Source organism: Mesorhizobium sp. M7A.F.Ca.AU.001.01.1.1 (assembly GCF_004022735.1).
In the GTDB taxonomy this organism is placed as follows: Bacteria; Pseudomonadota; Alphaproteobacteria; order Rhizobiales; family Rhizobiaceae; genus Mesorhizobium; species Mesorhizobium ciceri.
In genome coordinates this window covers 1-13,249 of the sequence record NZ_RZPF01000075.1, presented here as the reverse complement: position 1 = coordinate 13,249, position 13,249 = coordinate 1, and the positions used below count along the sequence as shown (strand labels likewise).

Below are 13,249 nucleotides of genomic sequence, written 5' to 3'. Positions count from 1 at the left end.
CCGCCCCCCTTTCCGGCCCTAATCAGTCCCCCCTTGACCAGACGGTTGTCCGGCTCACGCTGGAGGCAATCGAGGAGACGTTACACCGGTCTGCCGAACAGCATTGGCCGAACATTGCGGCACCGTGGCCGGATGACCAGCGCCGGGCGGTTGCGCAGTGTATAGCGACGAACTGGCGGGGGGCGCCCGGTGAGGCACACAGGTTCGCCGATTGGGTGGTGGCCACATGGTCCAACATCGAATTGACCTACGCTGGGCCGGAATACCCCGAAGCCGGCTTCATCCATCGGCACAACGTGTCGCTCTGTCGGACTTTCATGGCTCACCTCGGTAGATCGAACACTCAATGAAGCCAATGCACACTAGCCGCGATGCTCCCAGAAACTGCCGTCTTTGGAGCTACAAAAGCCGCAACGGCCCTTCGCATGAGTCTGCCACCGGGAGACTTTGCAACCGGGTGCAAAATGTCGCGGCCGAAAATTTCGGGCATCCGGCAGTCTTACCCCGCCACTCCCTTTGCCAACCTCGCCAGCGTTGACCGAGAGCATCCCGTTGCCGAAATGATGGTGCTCCAGCTTTGCCCGCTGGTGAGCATGCTTTGGATCGCTTTATTGCGGGCCTTGTCCTCAGGCCGGCCACGATATTTTCCCTCGCTCTTGGCTTTCGCGATACCCTGCGTCTGCCTACGCCGACGATCCTCGTAGTCTTTCCTAGCGACTGCCGCGATCACATCGAGCATCATGTTGTTGATTGCGTCTGCCATGCGGGACATGAACTCATCGGCATTCCCCGATGCCATGCCCCATGATGTCGGTAGGTCGAGGGCGACAACCTTGATGTGTCGATCTCTAATTTCGTCCTTTAGCTTATTCCAATCTGCACCGTTCAGCCTGCTGAGGCGATCCACCTGCTCGATCAGCAGGATGTCTCCTGGTTGGCAATCCGAGAGGAGTCGGAAGAGTTCCGGTCGTGCGAGGGAGGCCCCGCTTTCATTCTCCACATAGGTAGCGGCGATTTGCAGTCCACGTTCCTTGGCAAACGTGAGGAGGTCACCTTTGGCTCGGTTGGCATCCTGCTCTTTCGTTGAGGCTCGGAGATAGGCGCGGACGAACATATGAGGCCCCGGTTCGATATGAATGGTCTCATATTGTCTGGTACGATTAGGGTGGTCAAACGTTATTATCGAACCACCTAAAAACGCGGTCCGCTAAAGGCATACTCAAATGATTTTCGACGAGACAGAGTTGTGTGCCTAATCCTCGCCCCTCACGATCGTGAGCCGTTCCGACATGGCTGCTGATTAGCCATGCGGAGGCTGCACCATCACGGATCAAATCCGCTGATTGTGCGACCGAACTTCATCCTCGATTTCATCGACCAATGAGGCGATCTGCGTTTCCTCAACGATCTCCGGTGCGAATGGAGAGCCACGTAAGATCTCAAGCGCGTTTTTGTAGACAGGCATAAGCTGACGGTTCTCTGGCGCACCCACAATGAAATGCAGCTTCAACGGCTCTTGCGCGTCATCTGCGACAGCAGCAAGATGCCCACGCCAGCGACGGACCTTGTCCTTAATCCCATCAGCATCCGCCAAGTCTAACGACAACGGTTCATAGGCATGCCAACTGCCGTTCTTCCATGCGTGCTTGAACTCGATACTATCCGCTTTGCTGGATAAGACCTTCTTTTCCAGTTCCACGTTCAGATTCCGCTCGGCTAGCATGGTACGGACGGGCCGCCAGATATCCTCGTCAGTCTTCCTGGCCTTCACGGTCACATCGTAGCGGCCAACAAATCGCTCATAGAGACGCTCGAAGGTCTTCGATGGATCGTTGGTCACACCGGAGCTGACAGGTGACCATTGTAGGGAACTGTCGTCATTCGGTACGATTGACTTGGCGTAGGAGTCCAGTCCGCGATCTTGCCTGAACAGACCCTCCTTGGGCAGCATCTTGGAAGCGCCACGCATACCCCGCTCGACACTCCGCATAGCAGCCACGAAGGCCTCGCGATCGAGATCCGGGAACACGCTTTTGATACGGCCTATGGTCTTTCGCGTGCGCCACCTCAGGATGCCCTCACGTGAGACATGCAAGATCACGCCAACGTTCACGAACTCCCCGGTTACGATGTCGTGGACATAACGCAGGACAATGAAGTTGTAGGGATGGCGATCGCTCATTTCAGTATCCTCCGCACTTCATCCAAACACCCGTCGATGTTGTCTCGTGCATCTCGAATTAGCTTAAGCGCTGCGTGAACGGCGGCCTCCGAGCCAGCCCACTCGTCCGGAACTGCGGTCTGATAGCTCGCAATCACCTCATCTGACAAGTTAACCCAGCGATCCTTGATGAGATCATAATCAACATCCCGCCCCTTCAATCCCCCAACGAAAATATGGGCTCCTGGCACTCCGACCCAACTCAGGCCACCTAGTGTCCAGGGCGGCTTCCAGAACAGGAGTTGCTCAGTCATGAAAGCCAGCTCGTGATCGAATATCCGCAGATTGTCGCCCTTCACCAAGCAGTTGGGATTCCCGTCGCGTCGATCCGGATTCTGGATGATCGCATCGAAGATCAGAATACCAGTTGCGTCAGGCATCATTGTGTCAGTAATCAAATTGCCTTTCGCCCATGCTGCAAACTGGTTGGGAACACGCAGTGATCCGAATCCGACAGGTGAGCTCACGCCAAGCTTCTGGCGAACAGTCTCGTCTGAAACAGACTCTATGAACTCAGGGGGCAGCCGAACCCAATAGGGACGGGGAACAGGCAATCCGAGGTCCGCAGCCAAGCAGGCACCTATGCTCTCCCGAGACAAGCTCGACACCCCGGCATCGCATCCGCTGGATAGCTTGCAGAAAACCTCGACGGTCTCTCCTGCCGCATCCTCGCACATCAAAAGGATCGGAGCGGTGCGACCCTGAGAGGCCGGGCGCAGAAACTCTGTTGCCGTTACACTCTCCAGCAATTCACCCCCCCACAGGGACGGCGCTGTTGGCCATCCCTCTCCCTCAAAAAACTATGATCAGTCACACCAACTCCGCGGCCTGCGCGTACGCCGACACCAGCGTCGAGCTCGGCTTCACGGCATCATGCGGCACAAGCACATAGGACGACGGTTTCCGCCCATTCCCTAGCATGCTCGTTCGCATGGTGAACCCATTTCCGCGCCGCCTATTCCGCAGCGTCGGCCTGCTGCGTCAACGCGTGCCCTGCGCCTGCGTTCTGATTATTCTGCTCAGCAATCGTCGGGCCGGACCATATCGAAAGCGCCGTATCGAACAGCGCGCTTCCACGGTGTGAGACGGTCTCCTCATCCCATGCCTGGTACTGATGGAGTTCCCGGTTCAGCGCGAGCGCCGTGTGTGCTCTCACAGCAGGCATCTTGGTCGAGAACGATCCGTTCGAAGCCGACGTGTTCAGCTTCTGGGTCAGCAGTGTGAGGTTGCCGAGCTTGTTTATGATCTTGTCGCGGTCAACCTCGCGAGCAACCTGGTCAATATCCACCTCGCCGGCCGCAACGTGATCAAAACCCGGAACGGGCCAATTCTCGCGCCATTTTTGCGGCATGATGTGTTCGAGCGTCAAATCGCTCCGGATGGCGACGACTTCGCTGCGATCGTTCCTTTTCTGGTGTTCAAGCGCCTCGAACAGATACCGAAGGCGCGGCTGACGACTCCCTTTGTATTGGTCGCGACCAAGCCATTGCGCCTTCCATTCGCTGTCTGGCGGGAAACGGATCGCATCCGCCTGACTCGCGGACAGCAATTGATGAACACGCGCGACTGACACTTGGCCGCCCGCGCGAAGCTTTGCGATCATATCGACAAAGAACTTGTTGTAATTGGCGGTCGTGAGGCCGCAGATATCGCGCCTGACGATATAGGATTCGATCAGCCGGAGAGCATCGGGCAGCTCGCCTTCGTCCAGCGCGCTTTCGCCCGCTAGATAGAGCACGAGAGGCATGGCCGTTGACACGTCGAACGCCTTGGTAAAGCGCCCGAAGCGTCCCAAAGGATCATCGGTCGACTGATCCGATAGCCGTCGATGAACTGCCGCGCTTGCTGCGATCGATTCGAGCTCAGCTTTGATGGAGGTGAACGGCGTGAGGTCCAAAATCCATCTGCGATAGGATTCAAAGAGATCGTCGACCGAAACGGTCTCCGCTTTCTTCATTGTAAGGTGGTCGACAAGCAGCCAATCCAGGCGGGACTTCGTCTGACGACCGCGTGTATCCCCTTCCTTCCAGAACCAACCGTCGAGCGGGAGCCAGAAATCCTGGTACAGGCGGTCTACATTCAGAGAACCCTTGGTCTGTCCCAACCCTTTCGCTCGCTGAAAGATGAAGTTACGCATGAGATCACCGGCGGTCAGATCGACTCCCCGGCTGTTAAGCGTTTCGAAGATCGTCTGAGCGTCATCGCCACCTTCAAGTTCGATTGATACTGCTGCCAACCCGACGCGTAACGCCTCAAACAACTTCTCCATGCGAAAGGCATCATATTCACCATTCGGCCGGACGTGCTTTTCGATGCGATCCTTGAAGAACGCATGCGCCGCTACCGACGGGCGAACCACACCCTGCTCATCATCCAAACGGAAGGTTGCCGCATCCGACTTGTCCTCAGCGTCAACCACTCCGATGAAAGAAGCACGGTCGGTGAGTGACGGCCAAAGCTTGAACCGCTCGACTTCTGGCTGCTCCATTACACCATCGTTGAAGATGTACTTGGCTACCTCGTCCGCATATTCGGGTGAGTGGCAGGCTGCCACGTCCCTTAGGGCGGTCAGGAGCAACTGGAAGGTCGTAAGGCGCTGTTGGCCATCAATGACCTCAAACGCCTGCACCTGCTTGCCGAACGTTTTCACCTGCGAGATCACGATCGCTCCCATGAAGTGGGGCGCAGATAACACGCCTTCCGCCTCAAGCTTTGCCGCAGCCCGCTGAATATCCTCCCAAAGCAACTCCAGTTGGGGGGTCACTTTCCAGGCGTATTGCCGCTGATACAGCGGAATCAGGTAGCGTCTCTTACCGTCAAAAAGCTCTATGATCGATCTTGTAAATGGTCGCATTAGCCCTATTCGCCCCTAATCGAGTGTGCTTATAATTCGCTGAGCCAAACTACACTTATAGTTTTAAGCTATCCTCGCGCCTTCACCTGCGTGTCCCAATCAGCCGCTTTATCTACGAGAGAAGGATTGGATCAACAACATCGCTGGGCGATGGCTTGTCTGCCCGTTCGGTCGCCCTGTCGACGAGTTTTTCTAGTTCTCGGGCGAAATTGAACGGCCGCTGCTTTGTGAAAATCGGCGTGAGCGTCCAGAAGGGATTTTGAACCGCCGAAGGACGATCAAAATTCTTGTCCTTGCATAGAGAGAATTTTCCGGTGCCGTCCGTGTCGACCCTTCCATAACGGCGAAACCATTCGCTGATCGCCGATTTGTAAACTTCCTTTTCGACGGCATTCAGCAGAGAGTGAATGACCCGAACATCGTTGTGCCGCTTCACATGATCGAAAATTCCTAGCGCCACTTCATGGATGATCTTTTTCTCCGAAGATCCTCTTAGCTTGGTGCCATCGTTGCTCTGCAAGGTCGAAGAATATTTCTTTTCCAGTTTTAATAAGCTCTCTGGCGGCGTTCTGCTCTTGTCGCGTTTGAGGTCAGCCAGGAGTTTGAAGATCGGTCTTTCATGATTCATTCTGGTCACTGGACCGATGCCCCCTCGGGCCTTTTCAAAACCTTGGTCACGCCCTCAAACAAGCTCCCCTGCCTGCGAATAGGCCGAAACCAGCGAGGCCAGCGTCGCGCTTGGCTTCACCGCGTCATGTGGCACGAGCACATAAGTCCACGGCTTTCCGCCCGTATCCCTGGCGTGCTCATTTGCGTGATGCACCCATTTCCGGGCAGCCTTGGCCTTCGCCTGAACAATCGGGTCGGCCATCTCATTCTTCGCCTTGATCTCAATGATGAACTTGTCCTTGGTAGTCTCGACCACGAAATCCGGCTCGTATGACTGCCCGGACGCGTATTCGATCCTGAACTGACCGATTGCGGGTTTCATCCAGCGCAACACTCCGGCTTCGCTGGCAGCCTCCACGATGACCGCGAATTCCCGCTCTGTGTCGGAGTCGAATTTCTGGTACGGATAGCAGCACTTGGCGAAACCTTCGAAGACATATTTTGGTGTAAGGTTGAGCGGGCTGACTGGCGTTCGGAAATCCCGAACGAATGCCTCGCTGGGGACGTTGTAGGCCTGGGGCTTCATCACGACGAAACCCCTTGAGACGCTAGCTCGGTAATCGGTCGGGGTCTCCCAATAGTGCGTCATCATCTGCTGGAAAATGAACCTGGCGAGATCTTTGCCGTGCGTCAAAAGGACGTTCTCCACGTCCTCGGAGGTCGCAAGGTATGATTGAAGCCGCGCCACCATCTGCCCCGCCAGCTTGAACAGAAGCTCGCTCTGCGTGTCGTAATCGACCTCTGGCATGTCCATGAGATGGCGGACAACATAGCTCTCTAAGCGTTCTTCCTTCGAGCCTTCCACCGTGCGAGCAAGGAAGGCGCGCGTCTCGTCGCGGAGTCGTTGGACCATGATCTGATCGGAGAGCGGCTGCCTGGCGATTGTTTCGAGATTCGAAAGGTCGAAATCCTTGAATCCAAAATTTACCTGCGTCGTCGGCAGCACGACGATTTCGGGAATCGAAATCGTGTGCATGACGATCTGTTTCGTGACTTTAGCGACGGTCGCTGCGACATCGGTTTTTCGTTCGAAACTTTCGAACCATCGCTGTTCAGGTGCCATGACCGCCTTCACGATGCTGGTGATTTCAGCCTGTATCTCTGGCGTGTCGAGTTTTTCGATCCCGGTCTTGATCCGGCGTTCGAACTCGCGCTGGATCACATCCCAAGCGACTTTCGCTACCTCACGCTCTTCCTGGGTCTCGAAGACGTAAGACGTTTGTTCGGATTCCTCAAACGCTCCCGCTTTTCCGGTAAGCATCGTTTCAACATTCGAAGGAGCTTCGACCACATGCGCGCCGAGATTCGACACGTCGCCGCTGCCGCCGACAATGACGGTCTTCCTAATCGAGATGAGCGAGTCCGGATCGCGCGCTGCCTTGATTACGTCGTCGAACCTGTCATGCGCGATGACGGTCAAGCGATCGACGGCTTCCACGCCCGTGCGCTGGCCATAAGGCAACCGCAGGCCACGTCCAAGCGTCTGCTCCGTCAGAATGTCGGAAGCCGATGCGCGCAATGGGACGATCGTGTAGAGGTTGGTTACGTCCCAGCCTTCCTTCAGTTTGTTGACGTGAATGACGATATCGGTCGTCGCATCATGCTCCAGTGCGACAAGCTTCTCGGTCGCCTCTTCAGTCTCCTCCGCGCGCGTTCCGGAATGAACCTCGATCACGCGACCCTGGTAGCGCCCCCGAAAGAAACCATCCGATTCCAGGTATCGCCGGATTTCGCTGGCGTGCGTGGTGTCTTGCGCCACGACCAACATGAAGGGATGGACAAGCTTGCGCCCGGTCTGTTGTGCATAGATCGCTAGCTCTGCCTTAGTGTTTTCATGGCAGTGAATCCCGTCCTCAAGCTTCATCCGTTCAAGCTGTTCCGGCGTGATGCTGTCGACGCGAAACCCTTCGCGAGTGGCGACGGCCGGGTCTTTCACATAGCCCTCGGCCATCGCCTGTCCAAGCGGGTAATCGAGAACCACGTTCTTGAACGCAACCGATTTGGCTCCAACCGAACGTGGTGTCGCCGTCAATTCGAGGCCGATAACAGGTTTCAGTTCGGCAATGGCGTTCATGCCCGCCTTGGCGCGATAGCGGTGCGCTTCGTCCATCAAGAGGACAAGGTCCGGAAGGGCCGACAGGTACTCGAAATAGGACTCGCCGATATATTCATGGAGCTTACGGATGCGCCCCTGCTCCTTGTTCACCTTGTCGATGTTGAAGATGAACACGATAGCGGTCTGGCCCAGAAGGTCGCCACGCACGGCGTAGCCGCGTTCCCAGTTGTCCCCGGTCTCGACTATGGGCGGAAGCTGCGCGAATTCAGCGATGCCCCGGAATACGTATTTTGAGGAGTTCTGCCGACTGAAATCGTCGACGAGCTTGTCGTAAATAGTGGTGTTCGGTGCGAGGATAAAGAAGTGCTTCGACCGTCCTGAGAGATAGAGATAGGCAATGAAAGCGCCCATGAGGCGCGTCTTGCCGACCCCTGTCGCAAGCGCGAAACAGAGCGACGGGAAATCGCGCTCGAAATCCGTCACCGTGGCATAGGTCGCCTTGATTGCGTCAAGTGCGACGACGGGATCAGCGCCCTTGGAAAATTCGATGGTGTTGAGCACGTCCGCCAAGATGTCGAGCGCCTCAGCCTGGGGCGTGCGCAGTGAAAGGCGAGCCTTTATCTGCTGAAGCAGCCGTTGGGAGGTCATGCCTCATCCTCCGCATTGTCAAAAAGCGGCAAGGCTGCCGCTGCGGCTTTGCCGCGCTTCGACGCGTCCGGCTCCGCCACCTCATCGAAATCCACCTTCTCCGGCAGGTTCGCAATTTTTAGCGAATAGTCGTCTCGACCCCATTCGCACTTCGCGAGGATTGAATGAGGAATCTTCTTCACCGTCAGGTTCGGAAAACTGTCTTCCTTCGCGTTAAAGGCCTTGCAGCAAACCAGCAGGCTGCGCTTGGATCCGACTTCCTCCGATAGCTTTTTCAGCGCGTCATAGGTCAGCGACTGGGTCGTCACGAATACGAAATCGCTTTCGGTCGAGTACCCGTGCCGCCAGTATTCGGCCGGGTCTTGGCTGGGCGCATAGGTGAAGCCTAGATGCTTGCAGAGCGCCTCGGCTAGCATGGCAGCATTGTATTCCTTGGATATAACCCAATTGCCGAAACGGTCTTTTTCCAGAAGCGACGGCGCAAGGCGATAGAACCGAAACCCGCCTCCGCCTTCCCATCCGGTCGCTGCCGTTATGCCGCCAGGATCATCGCCATCTATGACTTTCCTCAGCCTCGGGACAATGTGGGTGACAGCATGGTTGCCCAACTCGACCATGATCCAACGACGGCCCATTTTGTGCGCGACTGCCCCCGTGGTCCCGGACCCTGCGAATGAATCGAGGACGAGATCACCGGGACTAGTGGCAATGTGAAGAATCCGCTGAAGCAAGCGCTCGGGTTTTGGAGTGGCGAAGACATCATCCGGATTGAATGCCTTTACCTCGGTTTTGGCCTCATGATTATGCCCGACATCTGAACTTAGCCACACTGTCAGCGGTGGGGTTCCCGTATTCGACAACTCCGAAAGAAAGGTCTTTCGTGATGGCTGTGAAGTGCCGCCTTGTCCAAACCAAATCTCGCTGTTCTCGTCCATCCGTCGCAACGACTCTTCAGAGAATCTTGGAAAGGTTCCTGAAGGGGGCCGCCAAACGAACCCATTCTTGAACTGAAAGCTGAATCCTTTTGCCTTCGCGCTGCCGCTCTTCGCGTGCAGTGGTGTAGCCTTCCATGGACCTTTCGGATGATTGTCCGGATTTGAATATCGTGCATTCATTTCATCAGAGCGGGGCAGGCGATTGGGGGACCAACGTTCTCGCTCTTTTGCGTACACCAAAATATGATCGTGGTTGTCGCTGAAATACTTAGCGTCGTTGGAAACGGTATACTTTTTCTGCCAGACTACATTCGCGATAAAATTACCTCTACCAAACACCTCGTCGCACATAACTTTCAGATAATGCGCTTCGTTGTCATCAACGCTCACCCAGAAGGAACCGGTTGGCTCCAATAGATTGTAGAGAAGCTTAATTCGATCGTTTAGTAAATTTAGCCAAAGAGAATGCTCAACACCATCCTGGTATTGCTCAAATGCAGATCCGGTATTATACGGAGGGTCAATAAAAATGCACTTCACCATACCTCCGATCTCGTCTTGGAGGGATTTAAGCGCTAATAGATTATCGGCCTGAATCAGAGAGTTCGCATAAAGATCCCCAGTCTTCTTCTCGCTTGCGATATGCGAGAAATCATCATCTGGAACCAGAATACGTGGTTCGATCGAAGGCGATGAGCCTTTTCCAACCCAAGTTAGTTCTAGTTTTTTTGATCCGTTCATCATTTTTCCGACGTTAAAACCATCCGTATTGCCGCGCGATGGTGCTACCAGTCGCCCCATATCTTTCAGATTGACGTTTCAACCTAGAAAATTCTTTGGACTCCAAATGAAGGAACCCGAGTACGAAGGTGCCTCCAATTTTTGTCCGTTCAAATACGGCGACATACGGTGACCTGCCCAAACTGCCATCTGGATTTTTCGGTCTGAGCCCGACTTTCACCTCAGGAACTTCATCGTTCAGTTGAAGTCGCCACATGTGATTCTGCTGATACCGCATTTTGAGTTTAGCGACAGTCCCTGCCGAGGTTTTGAAATTGAAATATGAATCCTCTCCGCCGTTTGAGGAAAGCCCAAAGAAAAGCGCTTGCTCCGCTTTAAACTCAAGCTCCTTTCCCATCAACGTGATATTGCCACCCTCAATCCAGCACGTTGTGGCGAGCGCTGGATCTACTTCGGTTTGGTCGGAATCTAAAGCTTTCTTTACAGGAGGCTCTTTCTCATTCTTGCCTGTGGTCAGTCGCGCGATAGCGTCTCGGAGCGGTCGAATCTTTAGATAGGTTTGCTCGTATTCGCTCAATTTCTCCGCTGTAAGCTCCTCGCCGATGCTCCACAACTGCGACCAAGCCGCATCAAAGGCTTCAGTAGAATTCTTGCCTCCAGTGCCAATTGCGTTGGCCTCGCAATTCTTACGGAGAGCAGCACGAGTCAGATTGGCCGAACCGACAACTAGGAGGTTGGTCTCTTCCTTCGATGTTGACTTGAAAAAATACAGCTTGGGATGGAACCTCGCATCTTTGCTTGAGAGGCCTGCAACGCGAATTTGCGCTCCAGGAAGAGATTGAATCAACCTGAGAGCTCCGGGTTGGGTGATATAGTCATCTAGCCCCACGAGCCAATGCGTTTCAGGCGCATCCATCATCGTTAATGCGCCAAGCAATTCACGAACTCCCGAGACAGTGGCGTAGGCTGCGGCTACCCAGAACCCTGTACACGGGCGATGTTCACTCCATGCTCTGACTGCATTGCCAAGCGTTTCTGCCGTTCCAGCACTTTGGACTAAGACATCCATAGGCTGCTGCCCCCCGATAGCACCTCCCACCTCACCGTCAGCAATGGTGTTACCTTGGGCGTAATCGCCAGCTTCGCGGCGACCTCGTCGAGTTTGCTGTCGACCTCCTTCCGGATTTCGCGGAGCGTCTGGAAGGTCGACATTTTGAGGTCATCCCGCTCGCCTTCAAGCTTCTTGATCCGGCGTTCTTCCGCTACCTTCTCGACTAGCGGAATCGCCTGATTGGCCCGAAGTGCCCGCCGGGCGTTGCGCGCCTCCAGGTCCAGTTCCCTGACACGTATGTCATTCGATTTTTCGAGATCCTCGGCATAGGCTTCAAGCTTGACGGTTTCCTCTTCGAGCCATTTCCGGTTTTCGTCCTCGGCGGATTTTTGCGCAGCGCCCAACGCTTCCCTGTCGATCCCGGCCATGCGGTTGGCCGGATATTCGGCATCAATCGCCGCGATGGATGCGGGTATCTGGAACAAGCGCTCGGCCGTTTCGGAGGCCAGCACCTGCCCGTCGTCCGTCACGGCCGCAATGACAATGCTATCACGCGATCCCATTGCGGTCTCCGCCTTCAAAAGTGAAACCTTCAGCCAGCCACTCTTGCCGCCGACGTGCTCAAGGTCGGAAAGCCGGGGCTGGCCGTCGGCTCGGTAGACCTTGTAGTCGAAGGCAAGTTTCGTTTCCGGTAGGTCGCGTGTGCGGGCAACCTCGACCAGGCGATCGGCCAGTGTTCCGTCTCCCAAACGAAAAAATTGCCAACCTTGCTCGTCCGCTTGGGGCCAAGCGGTCGACCACGTTTTCCCGTCATGATCGAACCGGGCAATTCCGTCGGTGTGGAATTTCGCTTCCGGAAGCTCGGCGCGCGCCAGCAACCATAGGCGGCGCTCGAAATCGGACATGGTGCGTTCGATTTCCGTTCCCCGCTGCCGGAGCATGTCCACGATCGACGCGTCGAACAGGTCGAACAGTTGCTGGCGGGTCTCGGCCATATCGGCTTTGATCTGCTCTTCAAGCTCGGATTCGAGCTTCTTGAACGCCTCGTCTACCTGCGCTTCTGTCCGGCAACTTTGGACTACGGCCAAGACCTTCCTTTCGAAATCGATGCCAGATTCGATAGAGCCGAGAACCTGATCGCTCGCCCCGAACAGGCCGTCGAACAGGTTGAACTTGAATTTTAGAAGATCGTGAATCCGTTTTTCCGCCTGGTTTTTCAGGTTCAGCATGTTCACGACTGTTACGTCGATCTTCTGGCCGTAACGATGACAACGGCCAATGCGCTGCTCTATGCGCTGGGGATTCCAAGGCAGGTCGAAGTTGATGATCAGGGAACAGAATTGCAGGTTGATGCCTTCCGCGCCGGATTCCGTCGCGATGAGAATCGACTTGTCGTCCGACTTGAAGGCGCTCACGATGGCCGACTTCATGTCCGCGCTTTTCGAACCGGAGACAGCGTCCGTGCCTTCCTTCTCCTTCTTCCAGGCCGCGTAAACCTTCTGGCTCTCCTTGTCGCTGTTGCTACCATTCATCAGCACGATCTGCCCGTCATACCCGCTCTGCGACAGGATTTCAGCAAGGTAGCGCTGTGTACGGACGGACTCGGTGAAGATGACAGCTTTTCGCTTGCCGCCACGCGCGACCACTTCGTCGAGCACGCCCGGAAGCTGGCTAAGAAGCTTGTCGCCTTTCGAGTTAGAGCCGATGGAACGAGCAAGGGCAAGGTAGCCGTCAAGCTCTGCTATCTCGGCGGCCAGTTTCTTCGGATCGATGGCATCGGACGATGCGTCGCCCTCGTCGTCTTTTTCGCCCTGACCATTCTCCGCAGCCAACATAGCGTCGTCCGCGATTTCCTCGCCGACCTCCGCCGTGTCGTCGATGTCTTCAACGACGCTCTCATCGGCCACTTGGTTCTTCCGAAGCCTGCCAATGACATTTTCCAGAAACATGGTGATGGCAGCGACGGACGAACCGAGCGTCTTGCGCGCGCCGATCAAAACGAGTTGGTTCGGCTTGGAGCCGAACGCGATGGATTCCGGATTCTGGAGGTAAGCGGAAACACCCTCGTACAGCC

The 13,249-nt window shown here is 55.5% G+C and carries 10 protein-coding genes; 1 reads left to right on the top strand and 9 read right to left on the bottom strand.

Going from position 1 to position 13,249, the window contains the following annotated elements:
* The coding region (locus EN884_RS38945; protein ID WP_206617565.1) for a hypothetical protein at positions 1 to 350 on the top strand (350 nt) is incomplete at its 5' end.
* A 149-nt stretch (positions 351 to 499) separates the two neighbouring features.
* On the opposite strand, the gene EN884_RS07210 is transcribed toward EN884_RS38945, so the two are convergent.
* The 9 genes from EN884_RS07210 to EN884_RS07170 all read right to left on the bottom strand — a co-directional run.
* The gene (locus EN884_RS07210) at positions 500 to 1,114 is read right to left on the bottom strand and encodes a recombinase family protein (RefSeq protein ID WP_063168126.1); all 615 of its coding nucleotides are present in this window, start codon (positions 1,112 to 1,114) and stop codon (positions 500 to 502) included.
* Positions 1,115 to 1,330: 216 nt separating this feature from the next.
* A complete protein-coding gene (locus EN884_RS07205; protein WP_063168127.1) occupies positions 1,331 to 2,182 on the bottom strand; it encodes a DUF3037 domain-containing protein in 852 nt (283 codons plus the stop codon).
* Positions 2,179 to 2,970: a HipA family kinase gene (locus EN884_RS07200; protein ID WP_206617027.1), complete on the bottom strand. Its 792-nt coding sequence runs from the start codon at positions 2,968 to 2,970 to the stop codon at positions 2,179 to 2,181. The genes EN884_RS07205 and EN884_RS07200 overlap by 4 nt, the downstream gene beginning before the upstream one ends.
* A gap of 206 nt (positions 2,971 to 3,176) precedes the next feature.
* Complete coding sequence (locus EN884_RS07195) at positions 3,177 to 5,075, bottom strand: DUF262 domain-containing protein (protein ID WP_063168129.1); 1,899 nt, start codon at positions 5,073 to 5,075, stop codon at positions 3,177 to 3,179.
* Positions 5,076 to 5,187: 112 nt separating this feature from the next.
* Positions 5,188 to 5,712, bottom strand: coding sequence for a hypothetical protein (locus EN884_RS07190; protein WP_127224114.1), 525 nt, complete (start codon positions 5,710 to 5,712; stop codon positions 5,188 to 5,190).
* A gap of 45 nt (positions 5,713 to 5,757) precedes the next feature.
* Positions 5,758 to 8,448, bottom strand: a complete 2,691-nt coding sequence (locus EN884_RS07185; protein WP_063168131.1) for a DEAD/DEAH box helicase family protein — start codon at positions 8,446 to 8,448, stop codon at positions 5,758 to 5,760.
* Positions 8,445 to 10,184 (bottom strand): site-specific DNA-methyltransferase, encoded by a 1,740-nt coding sequence (locus EN884_RS07180; protein WP_245462691.1) that lies wholly within the window; start codon positions 10,182 to 10,184, stop codon positions 8,445 to 8,447. Before EN884_RS07180 ends, EN884_RS07185 begins: the two co-directional genes overlap by 4 nt.
* Entirely contained in the window at positions 10,138 to 11,193 is a 1,056-nt protein-coding gene (locus EN884_RS07175; protein WP_082826468.1) for a phospholipase D-like domain-containing protein, read from the bottom strand. Before EN884_RS07175 ends, EN884_RS07180 begins: the two co-directional genes overlap by 47 nt.
* Positions 11,181 to 13,249: helicase-related protein (locus tag EN884_RS07170; RefSeq protein ID WP_128360513.1), on the bottom strand; the 2,069-nt coding region annotated here is incomplete at its 5' end. The genes EN884_RS07175 and EN884_RS07170, both read right to left, overlap by 13 nt.

Bases quoted from the DNA above. Each gene is read 5' to 3' on its own strand.
- EN884_RS07210 (WP_063168126.1), bottom strand. From the start codon at position 1,114: ATGTTCGTCCGCGCCTATCTCCGAGCCTCAACGAAAGAGCAGGATGCC.
- EN884_RS07205 (WP_063168127.1), bottom strand. From the start codon at position 2,182: ATGAGCGATCGCCATCCCTACAACTTCATTGTCCTGCGTTATGTCCAC.
- EN884_RS07195 (WP_063168129.1), bottom strand. From the start codon at position 5,075: ATGCGACCATTTACAAGATCGATCATAGAGCTTTTTGACGGTAAGAGA.
- EN884_RS07185 (WP_063168131.1), bottom strand. From the start codon at position 8,448: ATGACCTCCCAACGGCTGCTTCAGCAGATAAAGGCTCGCCTTTCACTG.
- EN884_RS07180 (WP_245462691.1), bottom strand. From the start codon at position 10,184: ATGGGGCGACTGGTAGCACCATCGCGCGGCAATACGGATGGTTTTAAC.
- EN884_RS07175 (WP_082826468.1), bottom strand. From the start codon at position 11,193: ATGGATGTCTTAGTCCAAAGTGCTGGAACGGCAGAAACGCTTGGCAAT.